19 protein-coding genes and 2 pseudogenes are annotated in these 23766 nt (G+C 70.6%); 11 read left to right on the top strand and 10 right to left on the bottom strand.

What is annotated here, in order from left to right; all coding sequences use genetic code 11:
* Positions 1-303, bottom strand: a pseudogene (locus J7E91_RS35840) (CDP-alcohol phosphatidyltransferase family protein); the annotation flags it as partial.
* 248 nt (positions 304-551) lie between these two features.
* Between J7E91_RS35840 and galE the strand changes: the two are divergent.
* From galE to idi, 4 genes and pseudogenes are all read left to right on the top strand, one after another.
* Positions 552-1535, top strand: coding sequence for a UDP-glucose 4-epimerase GalE (gene galE / locus J7E91_RS11730; protein ID WP_214901685.1), 984 nt, complete (start codon positions 552-554; stop codon positions 1533-1535).
* Between the two features lie 142 nt (positions 1536-1677).
* The gene (locus J7E91_RS11725; RefSeq protein WP_214901683.1) at positions 1678-2619 is read left to right on the top strand and encodes a cation diffusion facilitator family transporter; all 942 of its coding nucleotides are present in this window, start codon (positions 1678-1680) and stop codon (positions 2617-2619) included.
* A gap of 225 nt (positions 2620-2844) precedes the next feature.
* Positions 2845-3567: pseudogene (locus J7E91_RS11720) on the top strand (class I SAM-dependent methyltransferase); the annotation flags it as partial.
* A 137-nt stretch (positions 3568-3704) separates the two neighbouring features.
* Positions 3705-4298, top strand: a complete 594-nt coding sequence (gene idi, locus J7E91_RS11715) for an isopentenyl-diphosphate Delta-isomerase (protein WP_214901681.1) — start codon at positions 3705-3707, stop codon at positions 4296-4298.
* On the opposite strand, the gene J7E91_RS11710 is transcribed toward idi, so the two are convergent.
* Together J7E91_RS11710 and J7E91_RS11705 are read right to left on the bottom strand one after the other, a co-directional pair.
* On the bottom strand, positions 4264-4743 hold the full coding sequence (locus J7E91_RS11710) for an ATP-binding protein (RefSeq protein ID WP_214901679.1): 480 nt from the start codon (positions 4741-4743) through the stop codon (positions 4264-4266). The genes idi and J7E91_RS11710 overlap by 35 nt on opposite strands.
* Positions 4744-4837: 94 nt before the next feature.
* Positions 4838-5449 (bottom strand): HdeD family acid-resistance protein, encoded by a 612-nt coding sequence (locus J7E91_RS11705; RefSeq protein ID WP_214901677.1) that lies wholly within the window; start codon positions 5447-5449, stop codon positions 4838-4840.
* Between the two features lie 81 nt (positions 5450-5530).
* On the opposite strand from J7E91_RS11705, the gene J7E91_RS11700 reads away from it, so the two are divergent.
* On the top strand, positions 5531-6271 hold the full coding sequence (locus J7E91_RS11700) for an enoyl-CoA hydratase/isomerase family protein (RefSeq protein WP_214901675.1): 741 nt from the start codon (positions 5531-5533) through the stop codon (positions 6269-6271).
* 12 nt (positions 6272-6283) lie between these two features.
* On the opposite strand, the gene J7E91_RS11695 is transcribed toward J7E91_RS11700, so the two are convergent.
* Together J7E91_RS11695 and J7E91_RS11690 are read right to left on the bottom strand one after the other, a co-directional pair.
* Complete coding sequence (locus tag J7E91_RS11695) at positions 6284-6928, bottom strand: DJ-1/PfpI family protein (protein WP_214901673.1); 645 nt, start codon at positions 6926-6928, stop codon at positions 6284-6286.
* Positions 6929-6939: 11 nt separating this feature from the next.
* Positions 6940-7956 (bottom strand): GlxA family transcriptional regulator, encoded by a 1017-nt coding sequence (locus tag J7E91_RS11690; RefSeq protein WP_214901671.1) that lies wholly within the window; start codon positions 7954-7956, stop codon positions 6940-6942.
* A 111-nt stretch (positions 7957-8067) separates the two neighbouring features.
* Here J7E91_RS11690 and J7E91_RS11685 point away from each other — a divergent pair, with 111 nt between their 5' ends.
* From J7E91_RS11685 to J7E91_RS11680, 3 genes are all read left to right on the top strand, one after another.
* On the top strand, positions 8068-8928 hold the full coding sequence (locus tag J7E91_RS11685; RefSeq protein ID WP_214901669.1) for a hypothetical protein: 861 nt from the start codon (positions 8068-8070) through the stop codon (positions 8926-8928).
* Positions 8929-9043: 115 nt separating this feature from the next.
* A complete protein-coding gene (locus J7E91_RS35835; RefSeq protein ID WP_167367988.1) occupies positions 9044-9190 on the top strand; it encodes an LPFR motif small protein in 147 nt (48 codons plus the stop codon).
* Between the two features lie 94 nt (positions 9191-9284).
* The gene (locus J7E91_RS11680; RefSeq protein ID WP_214901666.1) at positions 9285-11675 is read left to right on the top strand and encodes a Tex family protein; all 2391 of its coding nucleotides are present in this window, start codon (positions 9285-9287) and stop codon (positions 11673-11675) included.
* A gap of 102 nt (positions 11676-11777) precedes the next feature.
* Here the strand turns inward: J7E91_RS11680 and J7E91_RS11675 are convergent, their stop codons facing one another.
* Complete coding sequence (locus J7E91_RS11675) at positions 11778-13415, bottom strand: ABC-F family ATP-binding cassette domain-containing protein (protein ID WP_214901664.1); 1638 nt, start codon at positions 13413-13415, stop codon at positions 11778-11780.
* Positions 13416-13598: 183 nt separating this feature from the next.
* Positions 13599-14627: an oxidoreductase gene (locus tag J7E91_RS11670; RefSeq protein ID WP_214901662.1), complete on the bottom strand. Its 1029-nt coding sequence runs from the start codon at positions 14625-14627 to the stop codon at positions 13599-13601.
* A 67-nt stretch (positions 14628-14694) separates the two neighbouring features.
* On the opposite strand from J7E91_RS11670, the gene J7E91_RS11665 reads away from it, so the two are divergent.
* Positions 14695-15624, top strand: a complete 930-nt coding sequence (locus J7E91_RS11665; protein ID WP_214901660.1) for an FAD-binding oxidoreductase — start codon at positions 14695-14697, stop codon at positions 15622-15624.
* 201 nt (positions 15625-15825) lie between these two features.
* Here J7E91_RS11665 and J7E91_RS11660 read toward each other — a convergent pair whose 3' ends face one another.
* From J7E91_RS11660 to J7E91_RS11650, 3 genes are all read right to left on the bottom strand, one after another.
* Complete coding sequence (locus tag J7E91_RS11660) at positions 15826-17562, bottom strand: BCCT family transporter (RefSeq protein ID WP_374224670.1); 1737 nt, start codon at positions 17560-17562, stop codon at positions 15826-15828.
* A gap of 71 nt (positions 17563-17633) precedes the next feature.
* On the bottom strand, positions 17634-18917 hold the full coding sequence (locus tag J7E91_RS11655) for a M14 family metallocarboxypeptidase (protein WP_214901656.1): 1284 nt from the start codon (positions 18915-18917) through the stop codon (positions 17634-17636).
* The gene (locus tag J7E91_RS11650) at positions 18917-20824 is read right to left on the bottom strand and encodes a Xaa-Pro dipeptidyl-peptidase (protein ID WP_374224672.1); all 1908 of its coding nucleotides are present in this window, start codon (positions 20822-20824) and stop codon (positions 18917-18919) included. Before J7E91_RS11650 ends, J7E91_RS11655 begins: the two co-directional genes overlap by 1 nt.
* A gap of 235 nt (positions 20825-21059) precedes the next feature.
* Between J7E91_RS11650 and J7E91_RS11645 the strand changes: the two genes are divergently transcribed.
* Positions 21060-22583 carry a M1 family metallopeptidase gene (locus J7E91_RS11645; protein ID WP_214901652.1) on the top strand — a complete coding sequence of 508 codons (1524 nt, stop codon included), beginning with the start codon at positions 21060-21062 and terminating at the stop codon, positions 22581-22583.
* A gap of 136 nt (positions 22584-22719) precedes the next feature.
* Complete coding sequence (locus tag J7E91_RS11640; RefSeq protein ID WP_214901651.1) at positions 22720-23754, top strand: LacI family DNA-binding transcriptional regulator; 1035 nt, start codon at positions 22720-22722, stop codon at positions 23752-23754.
* Positions 23755-23766 lie beyond the last annotated feature (12 nt).

Below are 23766 nucleotides of genomic sequence, written 5' to 3'. Positions count from 1 at the left end.
GCCGCGCACGGCGCGGGCCAGCGCGGCGCGAGCCGCGGGCTGCGCGGTGAGCGCGCCGGGGGCCGCGGCGGCCGGGAAGCGGGGGTCGGTCAGCGCGAGGCGCAGGGAGTGGACGTGACCGACGAAGCGCGGGTCGACAAGTGCTACCCGCTCACCGGCGGGCGCCTCGTCGAGCAGCTTGGCGGTCTGCTCGGCGGCGTCGCCGTCGGACCCGGCGTACCGTACGACGAATCCCAGCGACCGCAGATCGCCCTCGAGCGGCGATCCGGGTACCGGCGGGCCGGTGAGGATGGCGGTCGACAGACGAACTCACTCCTTGGCGCTGGGCAGGGGCTGGCCTTGCGTGGCATGCGGCATTGCGGCCCGGCACGGGCGCGAGGCATGTCGGCAGAGGCTATCGGATGAACGGAAGCAGGAGTTCATGGCCCGTTAACGCCCGGATAAGACCGGGCCAGGACGCGGGCGGCCCACCGAGATCATCTTGGTCGATCAGCGCCCCGCCCCACAAACCGCGACCGCCGGGGGTCCGGACACGGCCTAGGGTGGCCGTTATGACATGGCTGATCACGGGTGGGGCGGGTTACATCGGCGCGCATGTGGCGCGGACCATGGCGGCGGCGGGTGAGCGGGTGGTCGTCCTGGACGACCTCTCGTCCGGGATCCCGCAGCGGCTGCCCGAGGACATCGCGCTGGTACGCGGCTCCGTACTGGACCGGGAGCTGCTCGACCGTACGCTCGCCGAGCACGGCGTCACCGGTGTGGTGCATCTCGCGGCGAGGAAGCAGGTCGGGGAGTCGGTCGAGAAGCCGCTGCTCTACTACCGGGAAAATGTGTACGGACTCACAGTGCTCCTGGAGGCCGTCGCGGCGGCCGGGGTGCGGCGGTTCCTCTTCTCCTCCTCCGCCGCCGTGTACGGCATTCCCGAGGCGGAGCTCATCTCGGAGGACGCCCCCTGCGTCCCCATCAATCCGTACGGCGAGACCAAGCTGGCCGGCGAGTGGCTCGTGCGGGCCGCGGGCCGGGCGCACGGCTTCTCGACCGCGTGCCTGCGCTACTTCAATGTGGCGGGCGCGGCGAGGCCGGAGCTCGCCGACACCGGAGTGTTCAACATCATTCCGATGTTCTTCGACCGGATCACGCGCGGCGAGGCCCCCCGGATCTTCGGGGACGACTATCCGACGCCCGACGGCACCTGCATCCGTGACTACATTCACGTCGCCGATCTCGCCGATGCCCACCTGTCGGTCGCGCGGGCGCTGACCGCGCGGGACGAGCCGGCGGACATGACCTTCAACATCGGCCGCGGTGAGGGCGTCTCGGTGCGCGAGCTCGCCGATCTGGTGGGCGAGATCACCGGTTCCACGCTCGCCCCCGTGGTCGAGCCGCGTCGCCCCGGCGACGCGGCGAAGGCGGTCGCCTCATCCGATCTGATCGCCAAGGAGCTGGGCTGGACGGCCGGGCGCGGGGTACGCGAGATGGTCGCCTCGGCGTGGGAGGGCTGGCTTCTCCGGCATCCCGATGCCGCCCGGAACTGATCAGGCCGTCGCTCTGACCTGCGGTCATTTCCGCAGGTCAGAGCACATGACAACGGTGTTCAGTCCCGTGTTGCGCATACCCCCCGCCCGTAGTTCACTGGCTGCTCGGCAGACCATTCACACCACTGGGGAGGCGTCCTTCATGGGGGCTGGGCACGATCACGGGCATACGCACGGGGGGCCGCCGCCCACCGGCACAGCGGCCGCCGCGTACAAGGGGCGGCTTCGTATCGCGCTCGGCATCACCCTGACCGTCATGACGGTCGAGATCGTCGGCGGTCTGCTCGCCAATTCGCTGGCGCTGATCGCCGACGCGGCCCATATGGCGACGGACGCCCTCGGCCTCGCGATGGCGCTCCTGGCGATCCACTTCGCCAACCGCCCGGCGACCACGAAGGCCACCTTCGGGTACGCCAGGGCCGAGATCCTCGCCGCGCTCGCCAACTGTCTGCTGCTGCTCGGCGTCGGCGGCTTCCTGCTCTTCGAGGCCGTCGACCGTTTCATCACCCCGGCCGAGACCAAGAGCGGTACGGCGATCGTCTTCGCCCTGGTCGGTCTCGTCGCCAACATGATCTCGCTGTCCCTGCTGATGAAGGGCCAGAAGGACAGCCTCAATGTGCGCGGCGCCTTCCTGGAGGTGCTCGCGGACACCCTGGGCTCGGTCACCGTGCTGGTCTCGGCCGGCATCATCATGGCGACCGGCTGGCAGGCCGCCGACCCCATCGCGTCGCTGGTGATCGGCCTCATGATCGTGCCGCGCACCTGGAAGCTGCTGCGGGAGACGCTGAGCGTGCTCCTGGAGATCGCGCCCAAGGGCGTGGACATGGCGGAGGTACGGGAGCACATACTCGATCTGCCGGGCGTCGACGACGTACACGATCTGCATGCCTGGACGATCACCTCGGGCATGCCGGTCCTGTCCGCGCATGTCGTCGTCAGCCAGGACTTCCTCGACTCGATCGGGCACGAGAAAATGCTGCACGCTCTCCAGGGCTGCCTCGGGGAGCACTTCGACGTCGAGCACTGCACGTTCCAGCTGGAGCCCGGCGGTCACGCGGAGCACGAGGCGAGGCTCTGCCACTGATCCGCCGGTGCTGTTAGGGTCTTCGACGAGACATCCAGGTCTCGGGGACACGATGAGGGGAGCTGAGGTTGATGGCCGTCACGGTCGACGCTGCTGCGAGCAGTGTCCGGTTCCTCCTCGACTCCCGGGCTCTCGGCTGACCCCTTCGTCGCGATCTTCCGCGATCTTCGTGCGCGTCGGCCGGAGCCCTCACACCAAAGGGTTCTCACGTTGACCGACAACGCCATGTTCGAAGCTTTCATGACCCTGCACCGCGGGCTTCCCCGCCAGGGCCCCGGCTCCGACGCCACCACCCGCCACCTGCTCTCCCTCGCCGGACCGCTGCCGCACCGGCCGCGCGTGCTCGACCTGGGCTGCGGCCCGGGCAGGGTATCGCTGCTGCTGGCGGCGGAGTGCGGCGCCGAGGTGACGGCCGTCGATCTGTACGAGCCGTTCCTCGCCGAGCTGCGGAGCGCCGCCGAAGAGCGCGGGCTCAGCGGCCGGATCCGTACCGTCGAGGGCGACATGGGCGAACTCCCCTACCCGGACGGGTCGTTCGACCTGGTCTGGGCGGAGAGTTCCGCCTACAGCATCGGCTTCGACACCGCGCTGCACAAGTGGCGGCGCCTCGTCGCACCCGGCGGCGCGCTCGTCGTCACCGAGTGCGAGTGGACGTCCCCCGATCCGTCGGCCGGGGCGCGCGCGTTCTGGGACCAGCACTACGCACTGCGCACCCGGTCCGAGAACACCGCGGCGGCCGTCGCGGCCGGCTACGACGTGATCGGGGTGTACGGACAGCCCGAGAGCGACTGGGACGAGTACTACGTCCCGCTCGGCGCCCGTGCCGACGCGGCCGACCCCGCCGTGCCCGGAATGGAGCAGGCGCTCGCCGCCACCCGTGAGGAGATCGCGGTGCGCGCGGAGTACGGCACGGAGTACGGTTACACGGGCTACGTACTGCGGCCCGCCGCCGTCCTGAGCTGACGTACTGTCCGCCCCCGCCGCTCCGTGCGGCGGGGGCGGACATGCGGTGGGTGCCGTGAAGTACGGACAAGACGCTTTTTTACGGCAGACTTGGACGCCGGGTACCGAAGCGAAGGATGGTCATGCCGAGCACACCAGTCACCGCGGCGAACAGCTCGTCGAACGGCACAGCGGAAGAGATCCTGCTCGAGCTGGTCGACGAGGACGGCAATACCATCGGCACCGCGGAGAAGCTCTCCGCCCATCAGGCTCCCGGCCGCCTGCACCGCGCCTTCTCGGTCTTCCTCTTCGACGAGTCGGGGCGGCTGCTGCTCCAGCGCCGCGCGCTCGGCAAGTACCACTCCCCCGGCGTCTGGTCCAACACCTGCTGCGGACACCCCTACCCCGGGGAGTCGCCGTTCGCCGCGGCCGCCCGGCGTACGTACGAGGAGCTGGGGATCTCCCCCTCGCTGCTCGCCGAGGCGGGCACCGTCCGCTACAACCACCCCGACCCGGACTCCGGCCTGGTCGAGCAGGAGTACAACCACCTCTTCGTCGGGATGGCCCAGAGCGCGCTGCGGCCCGATCCGGAGGAGGTCGGCGAGACGTCGTTCGTGACGCCGGGCGAGCTGGCCGAGCGGCACGCGAAGGCGCCGTTCTCGGCGTGGTTCATGACGGTGCTGGACGCGGCGCGCCCGGCGATCAGAGAGCTGACGGGCCCGGCCGCGGGCTGGTGACGGCCGGCCCCGCCAGCGGCAGGGCGACCCGGATGACCTTCCCGCCGCTCGCGGTGTGCTCGATGTCGCACACCCCTCCGGCCTCGGCGGTGATCTCCCGCACGAGGAGCAGGCCGCGGCCGCCGGTCTGCGCGTAGTCCCGCTCCAGGGCCTTGGGCCGGTAGGGGTGGTTGTCCTCGACGGAGACCCTGATCCACTCCCTGCCGATCGCCACCTCGACGGCCAGCTGCGGAGAGAGCAGCGCCGCGTGCCGTACGGCGTTGGTGACCAGCTCGGAGACGATGAGCAGCAGCCCCTGCAGCAGGTCGTCCTTTGCCGGTACGCCCTGCCGGTTCAGCAGATCGCGGACGGCGTGCCTGGCCTCCGGTACGGAGGCGTCCGTGGCCGGGGCGGTGAAGCGCCAGACTCCTTCGTACCCCGCCAGTGCGTCTTCTCTCGTCACCACGCGTCGAGTGTTGAGAACCCGGCAGTCCGGACCCGCCCACTGAACACAAGTCGGTCGTAATCGATGGTTTTTGACCGCGCCGCCTATGACAGCGTCAGTTGTGCGTCTCTTCCTGATCCCCCGATGTCGCTGCCGAGACCATGTTGACCATCTGACGGCCGCCCATGCCGATCGCGATCAGGCCGAGCCCGTCGAAGAGCAGCGCGAGAGAGAAGAAGCAGCCGAGTACGTACAGGCTGCTGTGCGGCCAGTCGAAGAGCACGAAAAGGCCGAGCAGTACGCCGAAGGCGCCCTGCACCAGCGTCCAGCCGAACTGCGGGCCGCGCACCACCACACTGCCGACCAGCCGGAAGACGCCACCGGTCAGGAAGAGCAGCGCGGCGAACATCGTCAGCGCCTCCGCGGTGCTTTCGGGGTGGCGGATGACGACGATTCCGGCCGCCAGGTTCAGCGCGGCGACCACCACACCGAGCCAGAAGAAGTTCGATCCGCGCGACTGGACCGCTTGGAGCAGCCCGACGAGACCGCCGACGAGCAGCAGCCAGCCGAAGAGGAGCATCGAGGTGAGGGTGGCCACGCCGGTGTAGACGAGGCCGACGATTCCGCCGAGCACGAGAACCGCGCCGAGGACGGTCAGCCAGCCGAAGCCGCGCCTGAGCTTCTTGCCCTCACTCGTACCCGCACGTGTACGCCCGCGACCGGCCATGAGCGACTCCTTAACGCAGCGGCGTCCGCTTCTCGCCCCTTCTTGATCATAGGTTCGTACGGTCCGGATAGCATCCGGCGCATGGAGCCGCAGCTTGAGCACACCGTCGCGGACGGGGTCGCCACCGTCGTCATCAGCAACCCCGCCAAGCGCAACGCCATGACCGCCGGCATGTGGGCCGCGCTGCCCGGGCTGCTGGAGCGGCTGGCCGGGGACCGGGGCGTACGGGCGCTCGTGCTGACCGGGGCGGGCGACACCTTCTGCGCGGGGGCGGACATCTCGTCGCTACGCGAGGGCGACGCGCCGCAGGGGCTCGCCGTACGGGCCGAGGACGCGCTGGCCGCGTTCCCGAAGCCGACGCTGGCCGCTGTCAGGGGCTACTGCGTCGGCGGCGGCAGCCAGCTGGCCGCCGCCTGCGACCTGCGGTTCGCGGAGGAGGGCGCGTCCTTCGGGGTGACGCCCGCCAAACTCGGGATCGTCTATCCCGCGTCGTCGACCCGGCGGCTCGTCGCGCTGGTGGGGCCTTCGGCCGCCAAGTACCTGTTGTTCTCGGGCGAGTTGATCGGTGCGGAGCGGGCGCTGCGGACCGGTCTGGTGGACGAGGTGCTGCCCCGGGGGGAACTCGCCAAGCGGGTGGCCGAGTTCACGCGGGTACTCGTGTCGCGCTCGCAGCTCACTCAGGCCGCCGCGAAGGAGTTCGCCGACGGCCGGGGCGACCGGGACGCGCACTGGGCCGGGCAGGCGCGCGGCAGCGGCGACACCGCCGAGGGGGTCGCCGCCTTCCTGGAGCGCCGGGCCCCGGACTTCACGTACGAGGTGTGATCCGGGCTCCGTTCAGTCCTGGACGGTCAGGACCTTGTCCGCCTGACCACGCCAGTACGCGACGATCTCGGCCGGGGCCTTCTCCGGTGAGCCGGCGTCATACGGCGGCTGGGGGTCGTACTCCGTGAGCAGCTGCACGGTCTGTGCGACGGCGTCCCCGCCGATCCGTCCGAGCAGGTGGAGTGCCATGTCGATGCCGGACGAGACGCCCGCGGCCGTGACGTACTTCCCGTCGAAGACGACGCGCTCGCCGGTCGGTTCGGCGCCGAGGGACCTCAGGTCGTCCAGTGAGAGCCAGTGCGTCGTGGCGCGGCGGCCCTTGAGGAGTCCGGCGCCCGCGAGGACCAGTGAGCCGGTGCATACGGATGTGGTCCAGGTGCTGGTGGCGTCGGCCGTACGCAGCCAGTCCAGGATCGTCTCGTCGCGCATGGCCTGCCTGGAGCCGGGGCCGCCGGGCACCAGAACGATGTCGGGGCGGGTCACCTCGGCGAGCAGCCGGTCGGCGACGAGGGCGAGGCTGCCCTGGTCGTTACGGATCTGACCGGCCTCCTTCGCGACGAACACCGTCTCGGCACCGGGCAGCCGGGCGAGCAGCTCGTAGGGCCCGACGGCGTCGAGCGTGGTGAAGCGGTCGTAGAGCAGAACGGCGATCTGCATGGGTGGTCCTCTCAGTGGGTGGGTTGCTGTCGCGCGGGCTGCGCGGGGGCGTGGAAACGGCGGCGGTACTCCGCCGGTGATGTGCCGAGGCTCTTCACGAAGGCGCGGCGCATCGCCTCGGGTGTGCCGTAGCCGCAGGTCCGGGAGATCTCCTCGATGCCGTCCCTGGAGTCCTCCAGGAGCCGCCGCGCGTGTTCGAGGCGTACTCGCTCGACGTACTTGCCGGGAGTCGTGCCGGTCTCGGACTGGAAGGCGCGGGCGAAGTGGCGGGGCGAGAGGCTGGCGCGGGCTGCCAGCGACTCGACCGACAGGTCGTCCCCGGGGTGCTCGGTGATCCACTGCTGGACCTCGCGCAGGGGTTCGCGCTGCGCGGTCTGGGCGGTGAGCTGGGCGCTGAACTGGGCCTGGTTTCCGGGGCGGCGGAGGAAGACCACGAGGTGGCGGGCGACGGTGAGGGCGATGTCCCTGCCCAGGTCCTCCTCGACGAGCGCCAGTGCCAGGTCGATGCCCGCCGTGACGCCGGCCGAGGTCGCCACGTTCCCGTCGCGGACGAAGATGGGGTCCGGGTCGACCTCGACCGCCGGGTAGGTGCGGGCCAGGTGGTCGCTGACCCCCCAGTGCGTGGTGGCGCGGCGGCCGTCGAGGAGTCCGGCCGCGGCGAGCAGCAGCGCTCCCGTACAGACGCTGACGAGGCGCTCGGCGCGCGGGGCGTTCTCGCGCAGCCAGTCGATCAGGCGCGGGTCGGGGTCGCGGGTGCCCTGGCCGCCGGGGACGAGGAGGGTGTGGGGCGCGGGTTCGTCGGTGAGGGCCGCGTCGGGGACGAGGGTGAGCCCGCTGGAGGTGCGGACGGGAGAGCCGTCGAGCGAGGCCGTGCGGATGCGGTACGCGTCGTCCGGGCCCCCGCCGGCCCGGCCCTCCGCGGCCTGACTGGCCGCGCCTGCGAAGACCTCCACCGGGCCGGTTACGTCCAGGCTCTGCACGTCGTCGAACAGAACGACGAGCACGGACCGTACGGATCGCTGCGTCATGCGCCCATCCTTCGGGACGCCCGCGCGTGTCCGCAATGACGAGTACCCCACCTTTACTGCCACGGGGCCCCGACACTTCCCGGCGTACTGACCAGTCGGTAGCATACGGACATGACCTCTCTGCCCGCGCGCGCCGGCCGCCGCTGCCACAACGTCCTCAATCCGCTGCACTCGACCGTGTACTTCTCCCCGGACTTCACGAAGGAGCTGGCGGGGGTGGGCATCGAAGACGGCAGGGCCGCCTACTTCGCGGGCCGCGGCGCCGCCATGGGGGCGGTCGGTGCCGGCGTGATCACCGCCGCCTTCTTCAACTTCAACCACGACCTCGTCGCGCGCCACGTCCCCGAGGTGTGGAGCATCGCGTCGCCCGGCGTCGTACTCGAAGCGCGGCTGCGCGCCGTCGACACCACCCTGCGCAGGCTGCTCGGCGAGGAGGCCGTCGCCTCCGACGAGATGGCCGAAGCAGCCGGGCTCGCCCTGCGCGCCGCCGAGGCATGCACCCGCCACGCGCGCCCGCTGTACGCCGCCCACGCCGACCTGCCCGTACCGGAGCGGCCCCACCTCGCCTACTGGCATGCCGCGACGCTGCTGCGCGAGCACCGCGGCGACGGTCACCTGGCGGCGCTGCTCGCCGCCGGGCTCGACCCGCTGGAGGCGCTGGTCAGCCACACGGCGACCGGCAAGGGCATGTCACCGCGCTGGACGCTGGCGACGCGCGGCTGGCGCCGTACGGACTGGGATGCGGCCTCGGAACGGCTGCGGGAGCGCGGCCTCCTGAACGGGGAAGGCGAGTTGACCGAGGCGGGCACGGCGCTGCGCGCCGAGCTGGAGGAAGCGACGGACCGGCTCGACGCGGCGCCGTACGAGCACCTGGGCGCCGAGGGCACCGAGCGGCTCACGGAGCTCGGCCGCGGCTTCCTCGGAGTCGCGCTGGGGGCCGGCGCGTTCCCCGACGATCTCACCGGCAAGTGACCCGGCACGTGACATTGCCCGCTGAGCGGGGCGTTTGCGCGGCGCGATGACGGACACCCGTGCTGTGTCGGACAACGCAATGTGTGTCCGGCACCGAGACAGCAGGAGGTACAACGTGTTGCGTGCGATTGCAGATGGACTCCGGATGATCGGCTCGGCCATCGCGACGGTAGTGACCTTGCCCTTCCGGCTGGTCGCCAAGCTCTTCGGAGGGGCGTCGAGCACCGCGTCCCGCGGCGGCGGGCGAGCGCGCCGCGCCTGACGGCCCGGCCGGGGCGCGCGCGACACGGGACCCGACGACCCTGCACAATGCAGGCTCAAGCACAGCCCGCAGGAGAAGGCGAGTCGGGAACATCGTGACGACGTCCATCGAAGGCAGGATCGCCGAGGAACTCGGCGTAAAGGAGCGGCAGGTCCGAGCCGCCGTCGAATTGCTCGACGGCGGCTCGACCGTGCCGTTCATCGCTCGCTACCGCAAGGAAGCGACCGAGATGCTCGACGACGCGCAGCTGCGCACCCTCGAGGAGCGGCTGCGTTATCTGCGGGAGCTGGAGGAGCGGCGGACCGCGATCCTGGAGTCCGTACGCGAACAGGGCAAGCTGGACGAGGCCCTGGAGGCGCGCATCCGGGCCGCCGACACCAAGGCCCGGCTGGAAGACATCTACCTGCCGTTCAAGCCCAAGCGCCGGACGAAGGCGCAGATCGCGCGCGAGGCGGGACTCGAACCGCTGGCCCAGGGCCTGCTGGCCGACCCCTCGGTGGAGCCGCTGGCGGCCGCCGCCGCGTTCGTGGACTCCGAGGAGGGCGTGGCCGACGCGCAGGCCGCTCTGGACGGTGCGCGTTCGATTCTCACCGAGACCTTCTCGGAGGACGCCGATCTGATCGGTGAGCTGCGTGAGCGCATGTGGTCGCGCGGGCGGCTGGTCGCGAAGGTACGGGAGGGGAAGGAGGAGGCCGGCGCCAAGTTCGCCGACTACTTCGACTTCGCCGAGGCCTTCACCGCGCTGCCGTCGCACCGGGTGCTCGCCATGCTGCGGGGCGAGAAGGAAGACGTACTGGATCTGGTCCTGGAGCCCGAGGAGCCTTCGGAGGCCGCCGGGCCTTCCACGTACGAGAACATGGTCGCCCGGCGCTTCGGGATCTCCAACCAGGGCCGCCCCGGCGACAAATGGCTCGGCGACACGGTGCGCTGGGCGTGGCGGACCCGGATTCTGGTGCACCTCGGCATCGACCTGCGGCTGCGGCTGCGTACGGCGGCTGAGGACGAGGCGGTACGCGTCTTCGCGACGAACCTGCGCGATCTGCTGCTGGCAGCGCCGGCCGGGACGCGGGCGACGCTCGGGCTCGATCCCGGTTTCCGTACGGGCGTGAAGGTCGCTGTGGTGGATGCGACGGGCAAGGTCGTCGCGACCGATGTGATCTACCCGCACGTGCCCCGGAACAAGTGGGACGAGTCACTGGCGACGCTGGCCCGGCTCGCCAAGGAGCACGCTGTCGAGCTTGTGGCCATCGGGAACGGTACGGCTTCCCGTGAAACCGACAAGCTCGCCGGTGAGCTGTGCGAGAAGCACCCCGAGCTGAAGCTGACGAAGGTGATGGTCTCGGAGGCGGGTGCGTCCGTGTACTCGGCCTCGGCCTTCGCCTCGCAGGAGCTTCCGGACATGGATGTGTCGCTGCGCGGCGCCGTGTCCATCGCGCGGCGGCTCCAGGATCCGCTGGCCGAGCTGGTGAAGATCGACCCGAAGTCGATCGGGGTCGGGCAGTACCAGCACGATCTGGCGGAAGTGAAGCTGTCGCGCTCGCTGGACGCGGTGGTCGAGGACTGTGTGAACGGGGTGGGCGTCGACGTCAATACCGCCTCCGCGCCGCTGCTTTCGCGGGTCTCGGGCATCAGCTCCGGGCTCGCGGAGAACATCGTGGCGCACCGTGACGCGCATGGTCCGTTCCGGTCGCGGAAGGGGCTGAAGGACGTGGCACGGCTCGGCCCCAAGGCGTACGAGCAGTGTGCGGGCTTCCTGCGCATCCGGGGCGGCGACGATCCGCTGGACGCGTCGAGCGTGCACCCCGAGGCGTATCCGGTGGTGCGGGCGATGGTGAAGACGGCGGGGAGCGGGGTCGGGACGCTCATCGGGAACACGGCTGTGCTGCGGTCCCTGCGGGCCGCTGACTTCGTGAACGACACGTTCGGGCTGCCGACCGTGTCGGACATTCTCAAGGAGCTGGAGAAGCCGGGGCGCGACCCGCGGCCCGCGTTCAAGACCGCGACCTTCAAGGAAGGCGTCGAGAAGATCGGCGACCTGGCGGCCGGGATGATCCTGGAGGGCGTGGTGACGAATGTCGCCGCGTTCGGGGCGTTCGTGGATGTGGGGGTCCATCAGGACGGGCTGGTGCATGTGTCCGCGCTGTCGAAGACCTTCGTCAAGGACCCGCGGGATGTGGTGAAGCCGGGTGACGTGGTCAAGGTCAAGGTCATGGACGTCGACATTCCGCGTAAGCGGATCTCGTTGACGCTGCGGCTGGATGACGACGTGGCGACGGCGTCTTCCGGTGAGGGGAAGCGGGAGCGGAGCAGCTCTGGCGGCCGTCCGCCGGCGCAGCGACAGGGTGGCCGCGAGCGTCGCGGTGGTGGCGGCAGCGGTGAGCGCCGTGGTGGCGGCGGAGCTTCGCGGCAGGCGCCCGCGCCGGCCAACAGCGCGATGGCGGATGCGTTGCGGCGGGCCGGGCTTACGGATCCGAAGCGGGGCTGACGGGGTCGGGTGGGGCGGGTGCGGTGCGGGTTCCGCTTCGGGGCTTCGCCCGACCCGCCCCTTCCCGACCGGGGCGCCGGTGGCTTACGCCCGGCGCCCGCGTCAGAGTTCGGTGACCTTGCCGTCCGCGACCTCGACGCGGCGGGTCGTACGGACCGCGTCCAGCATCCGGCGGTCGTGCGTGACCAGCAGCAGCGTGCCCTCGTACGAGTCCAGTGCGGACTCCAGCTGCTCGATCGCCGTCAGGTCCAGGTGGTTCGTCGGCTCGTCGAGGACGAGCAGGTTCACGCCCCTGCCCTGGAGCAGCGCGAGCGCGGCGCGGGTCCGCTCCCCCGGGGAGAGCGTGGTGGCGGGGCGCAGTACGTGGTCGGCGCGCAGGCCGAACTTGGCCAGGAGGGTGCGTACTTCCGCCGGTTCCGTGTCGGGGACCGCCGCGCAGAAGGCGTCGAGGAGCGACTCGGAGCCGTAGAAGAGGCCGCGGGCCTGGTCGACCTCGCCGACCACGACACCCGGGCCGAGCGCCGCGTGGCCCTCGTCCAGCGGGAGGCGGCCGAGGAGGGCGGCCAGCAGCGTGGACTTGCCCGCGCCGTTGGCTCCGGTGATCGCGACGCGGTCGGCCCAGTCGATCTGGAGCGACGCCGGGCCGAAGGAGAAGTCGCCGCGCCGCACTGTCGCGTCGCGCAGTGTGGCGACCACCGCGCCGGAGCGGGGGGCCGCCGCGATCTCCATGCGCAGCTCCCACTCCTTGCGGGGCTCTTCGACGACGTCGAGGCGTTCGATCATGCGCTGCGTCTGGCGTGCCTTGGCCGCCTGCTTCTCGCTCGCCTCACTGCGGAGGTTGCGGCCGAGCTTGTCGCTGTCGGTGGCCTTGCGGCGGGCGTTCCTGACGCCCTTGTCCATCCAGCCGCGCTGCATCTGGGCCCGGCCTTCGAGCGCGGTCTTCTTGTCGGCGTACTCGTCGAAGTCCTCGCGGGCGTGGCGGCGCGCGGTCTCGCGCTCCTCCAGGTACGCGGCGTAACCGCCGCCGTAGAGCTTGATCTGCTGCTGGGCGAGGTCCAGCTCGAGGACCTTGGTGACGGTGCGGGTGAGGAACTCCCGGTCGTGGCTGATGACGACCGTGCCCGCGCGAAGGCCGGAGACGAAGCGCTCCAGGCGCTCCAGGCCGTCCAGGTCCAGGTCGTTCGTGGGCTCGTCGAGGAGGAACACGTCGTAACGGGAGAGGAGGAGGGAAGCCAGGCCCGCGCGGGCCGCCTGGCCGCCGGAGAGGGCTGTCATCGGCTGGTCGAGACCGACTGTCAGGCCGAGGCTCGCGGCTACCTCCTCGGCGCGCTCGTCGAGGTCCGCGCCGCCCAGGTCGAGCCAGCGGTCGAGGCTGTCCGAGTACGCGTCGTCCGCACCGGGGGTCTCGTCGACGAGCGCCTGAGTGGCCTCGTCGAGGGCGCTCTGGGCGGCCGCCACTCCGGTACGCCGGGCCAGGAAGGCCCGTACCGTCTCGCCGTCGCGGCGCTCGGGCTCCTGCGGGAGATGCCCCACGGTGGCGGTGGGCGGCGAGAGCCGCAGCTGGCCCTCCTCGGGGGTTTCGAGCCCGGCGAGGAGGCGCAGCAGTGTGGACTTGCCCGCGCCGTTCACGCCGACGAGGCCGATCACGTCGCCGGGGGCGACTACGAGGTCGAGCCCGGAGAAGAGGGTGCGGTCGCCGTGGCCTGCGGCGAGATCTTTGGCGACGAGAGTGGCAGTCATCAGGCCACGATCCTACCGAGCGCGCGGGACTGGCCGACCGGCAGCGGTGTGGGTGGGTTGCCATGGAGCCGACCGCGTGGGTGGCGGCGGGCTGACCGCCTGGGTGGCGGCGAGCCGTCGGCGTGGGTGGCGGCGAGCCGTTGGCGTGGGTGGCGGCGGGCCGTCCGCGTGGGTGCGTAGGTGTCAGTGGATCATCCGGGTCACCAGTACCGCTCCCGTGGTGCGGGCCACGATGAACGACTGGCCCTTCGTCGCCCGGGCGTCCAGCGGGATCCGGTGCTTCCCCGGTTCCAGCACGTCATGGAAGACCTCGTGGGTGTGCGTCCGGTACAGCCGGTCCAGGCGGTACGCGATCAGCTGTACCCGGCAGGTGGACGTCACCTCGACCCCCGCCTCGCCCTCCACCGCCACCAGCCGCGTGAGGCGGCGCCGCTCCGGTGGGCTGCGGTCCAGGGCGGCCTCCAGCTGGGCCACGAGGAGAGGGACGATCGGGGCCAGGCCGTCCACGTAGGCGACCTCGGCACCCGCTCGCTCGAACGCGGCCCGCGTGGTGGCGCGCGTGTGCTCGTCGACCGCCCTGCCGAAGGCCACCGCTCCGTACGCCCGCAGCTCGTCGGGCGGGACGTCGGCGGCGTCGCTGGTGATGTCCGCGCCGATGTTGATCGTGCGCAGGGCGGCGGCCAGTTTCGCCAGGACGTCGACGCGCGCGCCGATCAGCAGGACGCGGCGGCGGGGCGGCGGCTCCTCGTCACCGGCCACGAGCAGCTGCTCCAGTGCCGTGCGGTACTCCTGGCCGCGGAAGCGGAACGGGCCTATCCCGTGGTAGCCGTTCAGGTCCAGGTCCGCGGTCTCGTCCGTCTGCCAGGCGAAGTCCCGCCAGACGAAGTCGTCCCCCACCCGCTCGATCACGGCGGTCACCGCGCCGCATTCCAGGCTTTCGCACTCGGGGCAGCCGTAGATGACGTACCGGCCTGCCGGGAGGGGCGCGTCCGCTTCCAGCAGCAGGCTGCGTACCTGGGCCGTGAAGATGGCGGGCGGTACGTCGGAGGCAAGGGGGCTGACCGCGTCGAGGTCGGAGAGCTGGTGGAGCAGCGGGTGGCCGTCGATGATGAAGTCCATGAAATCGCGGTGCACTTGGTAGTCCCCGTTGATGAGAACACCACCGGCCCGCATGGCCGGAGCCAGCCCGAAAGTCACGTAGTCGGCAGACATGTCCTGAGTATCCCCACCTATGACGTGATGTGAGCACAGCAGCGCGGATTGGCGTTAGCGTCCGGTCATGAGCGGTGAAGTGGTAGTGGTGGGCAGCGGGGTGGCAGGGCTGGCCACTGCTGTCGTCCTCGCGGAAAGTGGCTGGTCGGTGCGGGTGTGGAGCAGGGAGCCGGCGGAACGGACCTGCTCGGCGGTGGCGGGCGCGCTGTGGTGGCCGTACCGCGTCGAACCCGAGGAACTGGTGGGCGACTGGTCACTGGACTCGCTGCGGGTTTACGAGGAGCTCGCCCGTACGCCCGAGGACACGGGTGTGCGGCTCGTGGCCGGGGTCATGGCGGGCACCACGCTGGCCGGGCTCGGCGCGTGGGGTGCGGGGGTGGCGGGGTTGACCGATGGTTCGGACGGCTTGCGCGCTGTCCTGCCGCTGATCGACATGCCGGCACATCTTCGGTACCTGCGGCGCAGGCTGGAGGCGGCGGGAGGTGTGGTGGAGCTGCGCGGCGTGACGCGGCTGGCGGAGGCGGCGCCCTCCGCTGGGCACGCCGTCGTCAACTGCACCGGGATGGGAGCGCGGGAGCTGGTGCCCGATGGTGGAGTGCGGCCGGTGCGGGGACAGTTGGTCGTCGTGGAGAACCCTGGGGTCGAGGAGTGGTACGTGGGGGCGACTGGTGGCACGGATTCGGTTTATCTGTTTCCTCAGCCGTACGGGCTGGTCCTCGGCGGGACCGCCCAGGAGGACCAGTGGGAGCAGGAGCCCGATCCTGCGGTTGCGCGGGCGATCGTGGAGCGGTGCGCGTGGGTTCGGCCGGAGGTGGCGGGGGCGCAGGTGCTTGAGCACCGGGTCGGGCTGCGGCCCGCGCGCGACGGAGGCGTACGGCTGGGGGCGGAGCGGCTGGCGTCCGGCGCGTTGTGCGTGCACAACTACGGGCACGGCGGGGCGGGGGTCACGGTCGCGTGGGGCTGCGCGCGGGAGGCGGCGCGGCTGGTGGGGGGTTGAGGGGCGGGTGGCCGGGGTGGGCGCGGGGGGGGGGGGGGGGGGGCGGGGGGGGGGGGCCGCGCCGGGGCGTCTCCTCGGGTATCGAACGTTCGGGTAGGTGCTGGTTCGTTCTCGGGGGTTGCGTTCGACACCCTGCGGGGAGCGCCCCCGCACGTCCCCGCCCGGCACCTCGGAGCGCGAGACGGTGCCGGGCTCGTCCCGTCAGGGGTGCTGCTTGTCCTGGTCGGTGCCGTCCTCCGGGGTGCCGGGGCCGATGCGGATCTCGAACTCACCTGCGTACTTCTCGTGGCCCGCGATCACGGCGCTCTCCACCGCCTCCTCGGCCAGCTCCCCGCGGACGATCAGCGGGTCCTGGCGCAGGTCGCGCATGAGGGCCAGGCACATGCCCACCATGACGAGTACGAAAGGTGCCGCCACAAGGATGGTGAGGTTCTGGAGGCCGGCCAGCGCGTCCCCCTTGCCGTCGCCCACGAGCAGCATGACCGCCGCCACCGCGCCGGTCACCACGCCCCAGAAGATGACGACGAAACGGGCCGGTTCGAAGGTGCCCCGCTGGGAGAGCGTGCCCATCACGATCGACGCGGCGTCGGCCCCTGAGATGAAGAAGATGCCGACGAGGATCATGACCAGGAGGCTCATGACGCTCGCGATCGGGAATTGCTGGAGTACGCCGAAGAGCTGGCCCTCGGGTGTCGACGCGTCTCCGAGCTGGTCGCGCTCCTGGAGTTTCATCGCCGTACCGCCGAAAACGGCGAACCAGACCAGGCTGACGCTGCTGGGGACGAGGATGACACCGCCCACGAACTGACGGATCGTACGGCCGCGGCTGATGCGGGCGATGAACATGCCGACGAACGGCGTCCATGAAATCCACCAGGCCCAGTAGAAGACCGTCCAGCTGCTCAGCCAGTCGGCTACGTCGCCGCCACCGGTCGCCGCCTCGGTACGGCCTGCCAGCTGCGGGAGTTCGTCGATGTAGGCGGCGAGGGAGGTGGGCAGGAGGTCGAGGACGATGATGGTCGGGCCCGCGATGAAGACGAAGACCGCCAGGATCACGGCCAGGACCATGTTGGTGTTGGACAGCCACTGAATGCCCTTCTCGACGCCGGAGACGGCGGAGAAGACGAAGGCGGCTGTGAGGACTCCGATGATGGAGATCAGGAGTCCGGTGCCTGCTTTCTCCATCCAGCCCAGTTCCCGGAATCCGCTGCCGATCTGCAGGGCGCCCAGGCCGAGGGAGGTGGCGGAGCCGAAGAGGGTGGCGAAGATCGCGAGGATGTCGATCACCCGGCCGGGGGTGCCGTCCGCGCGCTTCTGGCCGATCAGCGGCACGAAGACGGCGCTGATGGTCTGCCGCCTGCGGCGCCGGAAGGTGCTGTACGCGATGGCGAGGCCCACCACCGCGTAGATCGCCCAGGGGTGGAGGGTCCAGTGGAAGAGCGTGGTGGCCAGGGCCGTCTGCATGGCGTCCGCCGAGTCGGCGGGATCGGTGCCGGGCGGCGGGGTGACGTAGTGCGCGAGCGGCTCGCTCACGCCGTAGAACATCAGGCCGATGCCCATACCGGCGCTGAACATCATCGCGACCCAGGAGACGGTGCGGAATTCGGGTTCTTCGTGTTCCTGGCCGAGCTGGATCCTGCCGTAGCGGCTGACGGCGAGCCAGAGAGCGAAGACGACGAATCCGGAGGCGGCCAGGACGAAGGCCCAGCCGCCGTTGTGGATCAGGCCGCTCAGCAACGTGTCGGAGACAGTCTCCAGCGCCTTGGTGAAGACGATGCCCCAGATCACGAACGCGAGGGTGAGAACGGCCGTCACGCCGAACACCACCCGGTCGGTCCGGGGCGTCTCGTCCTCGTGCGGGTGGCGGCCCGGGAGAGCCGCCCTCACCGGCAGCCGAAGCCGTTGAGCCGGTTCCTGTTCGTGCGACACAAGCGGCACCTTTCGGGAATCACGGAGCCTGATTTCGCTCTCCCGTACCCCCTACCACATGTGTTGCACGTCACAACTCTCTAACAGGTGGTGTCGGGCCTCCCGGTCGTGAGGTGGTACGCCGCACGGTCGTCGAGCAGGAGGGCGGCCAGGTTTCGCTGGGACTGGCGCAGCGGTACGTACGCGCCCTCGGAGTTCCGGTGCGAGGTGATGCCGTGCAGTGCCAGTTCGTCTCCTACTTCCGCGTACTGCGCCGGCGAGAGGTGGTAGCCGCAGGGGGGATTCTGGATGGTCTCGGCGGGGGTGGCCGGGTCGTTGTCGGCGCCACCCAGGTAGACCGGGCCACGGTCCGCGAAGCCCTCCAGGCGTGCGCGGGCGGTGGCGGCCCTAATACGTTCGCGGCGCTCGTCCGCGAAGGCCAACGCGCCGGTGAGCGCTGCCAGTTGGGTGTCCACGCGGCGCTTCTTGTTGAGGGCGGGGCTCTTCTTTTCCTGCTCGGTGAGAGCGTCTACCCGGGTTTCCACCAGGAGGCCTACCGAGTGCTTGATTCCGGCCGTGTTGCGCAGGATGCGCTCCTGGCCGTCGCCCGCCACCTGTTTGACCGGCTCGCCCGTCACCGGGTCCGTCCAGATGCCGTAGATGCCGCTGCTGAAGCCGGCGTCCTCGGCGTGGGGGCGTACATAGCTCTCGGACAGGGTGTGGGCCTCCGCGTGCACCTGGTGGTGCGTGTTCGGGTTGCGGGGCCAGAGGGACAGCAGGTCCTTGTCGTAGTACGGCGGGGTGGCGCCGTACTCGTGCAGGTCGTAGACGATGTCGGGCCGGTGGTCACGGATGACGGCGGCCATCGCCCGGGCCTCGGCTGTTTTGAGGGCGATGTGGTCGCGGTTGATGTCGACGTTGTCGGAGTTGGTACGGGTGTTCGCCGCGCGGCCGTCGGGGTTGGCGGTGGGGATGACGAGGACCGTGGTGCGGGCGAGGAAGTCGAGAGTTTGCTTGTCCTTGGCGTAGGCGAGGTCCCGGACGGTCGTCAGGCAGGCTTCTCGTCCTGACGGTTCGTCGCCGTGTTGGGAGCAGATCAGCAGGACAGTGCTGGAGGTGTGTCGTTGGGCCGCTATGCGTACGAGTTGGAGCGGGCGGCCCTCGTCGGTAGTGCCGATCGTGGACATCGTGACGCGGTTGGTGGCGCGGTCGACCGTGGTCAGGAAGGTCTGTTCCTCGGGCTGGGTCGTCCAGCGGGCGCCGTCGGTCGCCTCGAAGCCGGTACGGGGCGGGGCCGGGGTCGCCTGGGCCGTAGTGGTGGCCAGTGGTGCGATGAGGGCCGCTGCGGCGGCGCCGATGATGAGGGGCCGGATACGCGTGTGCATCAGCGGGTGGCTCCCGGGATCGGGCGGATGGAGCGCGGTTCGGCCACGCCGTCGAGGCGGGCGCCCGGCGGGGTGGAGACGCGCGAGCCGGCGGTGGCGCGGGCGAATGCCTTCGCGCCGCCGACGACCGGCAGCTCCGCGGCCGTACGGGACAGGTCGATGCCGAGGGTCGGGGTGGTCGAGGGCGGGTCGATGAGGCCCGCGTCGGTGCCGCCGACGATCAGCGCGAGACGGTGCCCGGCGGGCACGACGTGGTCGGAGGCGTGGAGGTCCAGGGTGATCGTGTAGCGCTTGCCCGGTGTGAGCGGGCGGCCCTTGCCAGCGTCGGCGTAGGTGCCGAGGTCGGCCCAGCCACGGCTGAAGACGGTGTAGTCGACGTTCGCGGTTCGGGCCTTCGTCTCCTTGAAGCAGGAGCTGTCACCGGTGGTGCTCGGGCCCCAGCAGGTGCGGTGGGTGAGTGTGGTGATGCCTTCACCCGAGGCGGTGTAGTCGCGGATCGTGTCGGGGCCGAGGTCGACGAGGACCGCGGAGAGGTGCGCGGTGGAGGTGGAGGGTGTCGCGGTGATCGTCACCTTGGAGGAGCCGGACAGGCGCAGGTCGCGGGTGAGCGGCTTGGTGGTGAACCCGGCTTTGGAGGGGGTGGATTCGTCGATCCGGGCGGCCCAGTCGCTTTCGCCGAGCTTCGGGTCGTCGGTGAAGGTCTCCGTGGCGCCGGGCGCGGCGGGCTTCAGGGAGAGAGTGCCGACGCCGGGCGCGGAGCCCTTGCCCGGGCGCAGGCTGGTGGCGTCGGTGGAGCGGGGCGGCCAGACCTTGTCCGTGGACCACTGGTCGGGGGCGCGCTCGATGTCGGCCATCGGCTCGCGGTCGATGCCGTTGTCGAAGCCGAGGAGTTCATGGTCGAACCAGCGGTGCAAAGTCCTCACCCAGTCTCCGCGGCGGAAGTCGAACGGGTCGACGTGGCCGGTCTGTGACAGCCAGATCTTGCGGTCGACGCCGGCGTCGGCGAGGGCGTCCCACCACTGGCCGAAGTGCTTGGCGCGGACGTTGAGGTCCTGCATGCCGTGTACGGCGAAGACGCTGGCCTTCACGTTGTCCGCGTCCGGTACGTAGTCGCGCTCGGCCCACAGGCGGGTGAAGTCGCCGTTGCGCGGGGCCTCGTCGACCAGGCGCTTCTGCACGGCCTGGCAGCGGGTGCGGGCTTCGGGGCTCTCGACGTAGTCGGACAGCCACTCGGGGCCGCTGTCGTAGAGGGGGGCGCCCTGGGCGAAGTAGTAGTCGTACCAGGAGGAGATCGCGCCGATCGGGACGATCGTCCTGAGGCCCTCCACGCCGGTCGCCGCGACGCCGTTGGCGATGGTGCCGTCGTAACTCTTGCCGATCATTCCGGTGTTGCCGGTGGTCCAGCCGGCCTTGGCGCGCTCGCTGCCGGTGCGGCTGGTGTACGCCTTGCCGCGGCCGTTCAGCCAGTCGACGACCGCCTTCGCGGACTGGATGTCGGAGTGGCCGCCCACGTCCACACAGCCGTCGGAGCGGTTGGTTCCGGCGAGGTCGACGGCGACGAAGGCGTAGCCGCGGGGCACGAAGTAGTTGTCGTAGTAGAGCGGGAACTGGACCGGGTTGCCGTTCGCGTCGTACGTCTTCTTCTGGCTCTCGTTGCCGCGCCCGCAGCAGGAGTAGTACGGGCTGGCGTCCATGATGACGGGAATTTTGCGGCCCTGTTGGGCCGGCTCCCTGGGGCGGACGATGTCGACGGCCACCCGGTCGGTCCTGCCGTCCGCGTCGCCGTCGATTCTGGTGTCGACCCAGACGGCTTCGCGAATCGCCTTGTCGTACGAGTAGACCGGTCTGCTCTCCTTGGGGCCGGTCGCGGCGCCCTGGGCGCCCGCCGGGGTCAGCGCCACCGCCATCAGGGCAGCCGTGGCCGCCGGTACGAGCCTTCGCCACTTCAAGCGGGATCCCCGCGCAGGTATAGGCATGGGCATGGAAAGTACTCCGGTCAACTCCCGTGCAAAAGGGGGCAGGCCTGGGGCTCGTTTCGGCCGGATGGCAGTTGCGTGACAGGAGCGACCATGGACATGACTGGTGGCGCGTGGGCTGAATAGGGTGCGAACAGATCCTTCGGACTGACCACTTGGAGCATTCGTGCACCGCAGACTTCTCGCCCCCGGCGTGCTGGCGGCCTCACTCCTGCTGGCGATCCCGGCATCGGCCGCAAATTTTGGACCGGGTGCACCGGGCATCGGCGACCCCTACTACCCGGCCAGCGGCAATGGCGGATACGACGTTTCGCATTACGACCTCCGCCTGAAGTACCAGCCCAGGACCGACCTGCTGGAGGGTACGGCGACGATCCTCGCCACCACCGAGCAGAACCTCTCGCGTTTCAACCTCGACTTCGGTCTGGGTGTGAGTGAGGTGCGGGTCAATGGGAAGAAGGCGAAGTTCTCCAAGGAGGGGGACCAGGAGCTCGTTGTCACCCCCGCGGTTCCGCTGGAGAAGGGCCGGGCCCTCTCGGTCGTCGTCCGTTACGCCGGGAAGCCGTCCGAGCTGAAGATCGGCGGCTACACCGCCTGGCACCGCACCCCGGACGGCGGCGTCGCCGCCCAGGAGCCCGACTCGGCCGTCTGGTGGTTCCCGAGCAACGACCACCCGCTGGACAAGGCGACGTACGACGTGTCTGTTTCGGTGCCGGACGGCACGCAGGCCATCAGCAACGGCGTACTCCAGTCGCAGAGCTCGAAGCTCGGGTGGACCCGCTACAACTGGCGCTCGAACAAGCCGCAGGCCAGCTATCTCACCACGCTCGCGGTCGGCAGGTTCGACATCACGACGGACAGGACCGCCGACGGGCTGCCGGTGTTCAACGCGTACAGCAAGGACCTCGGTGACAACGCCGGGGCCGCGCGCGCCAGCATCGAGCGGACCGCCGAGGTCGCCGAGTACCTGACCGAGGTCTTCGGCCCGTACCCCTTCAACGCGCTCGGCGGTTACGTCCCGAACGTGACCAGCGGCTACGCCCTGGAGACGCAGACCCGGCCGTTCTACAGCCCGCGGCAGTTCGCGAACGGCGCGAACATCTCGGTCGTCGTCCATGAGATGGCCCACCAGTGGTACGGCGACAGCGTCGCCGTCAAGGGCTGGAAGGACATCTGGATCAACGAGGGCTTCGCCCGCTACAGCCAGTGGCTGTGGTCCGAGAAGGAGGGCGAGGGCACGGCGCAGGAGCTCGCCGACTACGTGTACGGGACGCGCGCGGCCGACGATCCGTTCTGGACGGTCGCGCCGGGCGACCCGGGGCCGGACAACCAGTTCCACGTCGCCGTCTACGACCGGGGCGCGCTGGCCGTGCAGGCGCTGCGCAACGAGGTCGGTGACGAGGACTTCTTCAAGATCCTCAAGGGGTGGCCGGCCACGTTCGCCCACGGCAACGCGAGTGTCAGCGACTTCGTGAAGTACGCCGAGAAGGTCTCGGGCAAGCCGCTCGCCGAGCTGTTCGACACCTGGCTGTACGAGCCGTCGAAGCCGGACGCACCGACCGCGGCCGAGTCCCGGATCGCGCGCTCGGACGCGGGTGAGGGCACCGGGGAAAGCGCGAAGCCCGTGCAGCCCAAGTCGTGGAAGAAGATCGCCGCGACGAACACGGTCCACGAGCACGCACACCGCTGACGGTGGTACGCCGCTCCCCTCGTGAGGGGGGCGGCGTCATTCGCGTGAGTGGATGAAAGCGCTCTCAAGGGGGCGGGCCGGCGGATACTGTCCGTCCCAGCAGCCCTCTCCCCCGAGCCGTCGAGGAGCGCCCCCCTTGCCCGAGCAGTCCCCCGGTTCCCGCCCCACCCTCGAAGCCGTCGCCGCCCGCGCCGGAGTCTCCCGCGCCACGGCTTCCCGTGTCGTCAACGGTGGTGCGGGTGTCCGGCAGCCACTGGCCGACAAAGTGCGGGAGGCGGTCGAGGAGTTGGGGTACGTCCCCAACCAGGCGGCCAGGTCCCTCGTCACACGGCAGAGCGGTGCGGTCGCCGTGATCATCGCCGAACCAGAGTTCCGGATCTTCTCGGACCCCTTCTTCGAGCAGCAGGTGCGCGGCATCAGCAGGGAACTGACCGCTAACGACGCACAGTTGGTGCTGCTGTGGGTGGAGGGCCCCGGCGACTACGACCGGATCGCCCGCTACCTCGCGGGCGGTCACGTCGACGGCGCGCTCGCCTTCTCGCTGCACAACCACGACGGACTGCCCGCCCTCATCCGCCGCGCCAAGGTCCCGACCGTCTTCGGCGGCCGGCCCGGCGCCGGGGCGGCGGCGGTCCCGTACGTCGACTGCGACAACCGGGGCGGAGCCCGTACGGCCGTACGCCATCTCGTCGGCCTGGGCCGTGAACGTATCGCGCACATCGCGGGCCCCCGCGACCAGACGTCCGCCATCGACCGCGCCGACGGCTACCGCGACGTACTGTTCGACGCCGATCCCGCGCTGACCGCACAGGGCGACTTCACGGAGGACAGCGGTGCGCGCGCGATGGCGGAGCTGCTGGAGCGCAGGCCGGATCTGGATGCCGTCTTCGCCGCGAACGACCTGATGGCGGCGGGTGCTCTGCGGGTCCTGCGGGAGCGGGGGCGGCGGGTGCCGGATCAGGTGGCGGTCGTCGGCTTCGACGACATGGTGACGGTCGCCGAGTCGGCGAAGCCTTCGCTGACCACGGTCCGCCAGGACATCGAGGGAATGGGGCGGCTGATGGTCAGGCTGCTGACGCGGGTCCTGAGCGAGGGCGGCGACGGCCGGCAAGTGGGCGCGCCTGCCTCGGTGATCATGCCGACCGAGTTGGTGCGGCGGGCCTCGGCCTGAGCGGCCGGGGCC

The sequence above is a fragment of the Streptomyces sp. ISL-99 genome (genome assembly GCF_018614005.1).
Classification (GTDB): Bacteria; Actinomycetota; Actinomycetes; order Streptomycetales; family Streptomycetaceae; genus Streptomyces; species Streptomyces flavidovirens.
Note: the sequence above shows the minus strand (reverse complement) of the source record. Positions and strands in the feature narration are given on the sequence as shown.

Coding starts and splice junctions, on each gene's coding strand:
- idi (WP_214901681.1), top strand. CDS start 3,705: ATGCCGAGCACACCAGTCACCGCGGCGAACAGCTCGTCGAACGGCACA.
- galE (WP_214901685.1), top strand. CDS start 552: ATGACATGGCTGATCACGGGTGGGGCGGGTTACATCGGCGCGCATGTG.
- J7E91_RS11690 (WP_214901671.1), bottom strand. CDS start 7,956: ATGACGCAGCGATCCGTACGGTCCGTGCTCGTCGTTCTGTTCGACGAC.
- J7E91_RS11655 (WP_214901656.1), bottom strand. CDS start 18,917: ATGCACACGCGTATCCGGCCCCTCATCATCGGCGCCGCCGCAGCGGCC.
- J7E91_RS11685 (WP_214901669.1), top strand. CDS start 8,068: ATGACCTCTCTGCCCGCGCGCGCCGGCCGCCGCTGCCACAACGTCCTC.
- J7E91_RS11665 (WP_214901660.1), top strand. CDS start 14,695: ATGAGCGGTGAAGTGGTAGTGGTGGGCAGCGGGGTGGCAGGGCTGGCC.
- J7E91_RS11705 (WP_214901677.1), bottom strand. CDS start 5,449: ATGGCCGGTCGCGGGCGTACACGTGCGGGTACGAGTGAGGGCAAGAAG.
- J7E91_RS11675 (WP_214901664.1), bottom strand. CDS start 13,415: ATGACTGCCACTCTCGTCGCCAAAGATCTCGCCGCAGGCCACGGCGAC.
- J7E91_RS11695 (WP_214901673.1), bottom strand. CDS start 6,928: ATGCAGATCGCCGTTCTGCTCTACGACCGCTTCACCACGCTCGACGCC.
- J7E91_RS11650 (WP_374224672.1), bottom strand. CDS start 20,824: ATGGCGGTGGCGCTGACCCCGGCGGGCGCCCAGGGCGCCGCGACCGGC.
- J7E91_RS11700 (WP_214901675.1), top strand. CDS start 5,531: ATGGAGCCGCAGCTTGAGCACACCGTCGCGGACGGGGTCGCCACCGTC.
- J7E91_RS11670 (WP_214901662.1), bottom strand. CDS start 14,627: ATGTCTGCCGACTACGTGACTTTCGGGCTGGCTCCGGCCATGCGGGCC.
- J7E91_RS11725 (WP_214901683.1), top strand. CDS start 1,678: ATGGGGGCTGGGCACGATCACGGGCATACGCACGGGGGGCCGCCGCCC.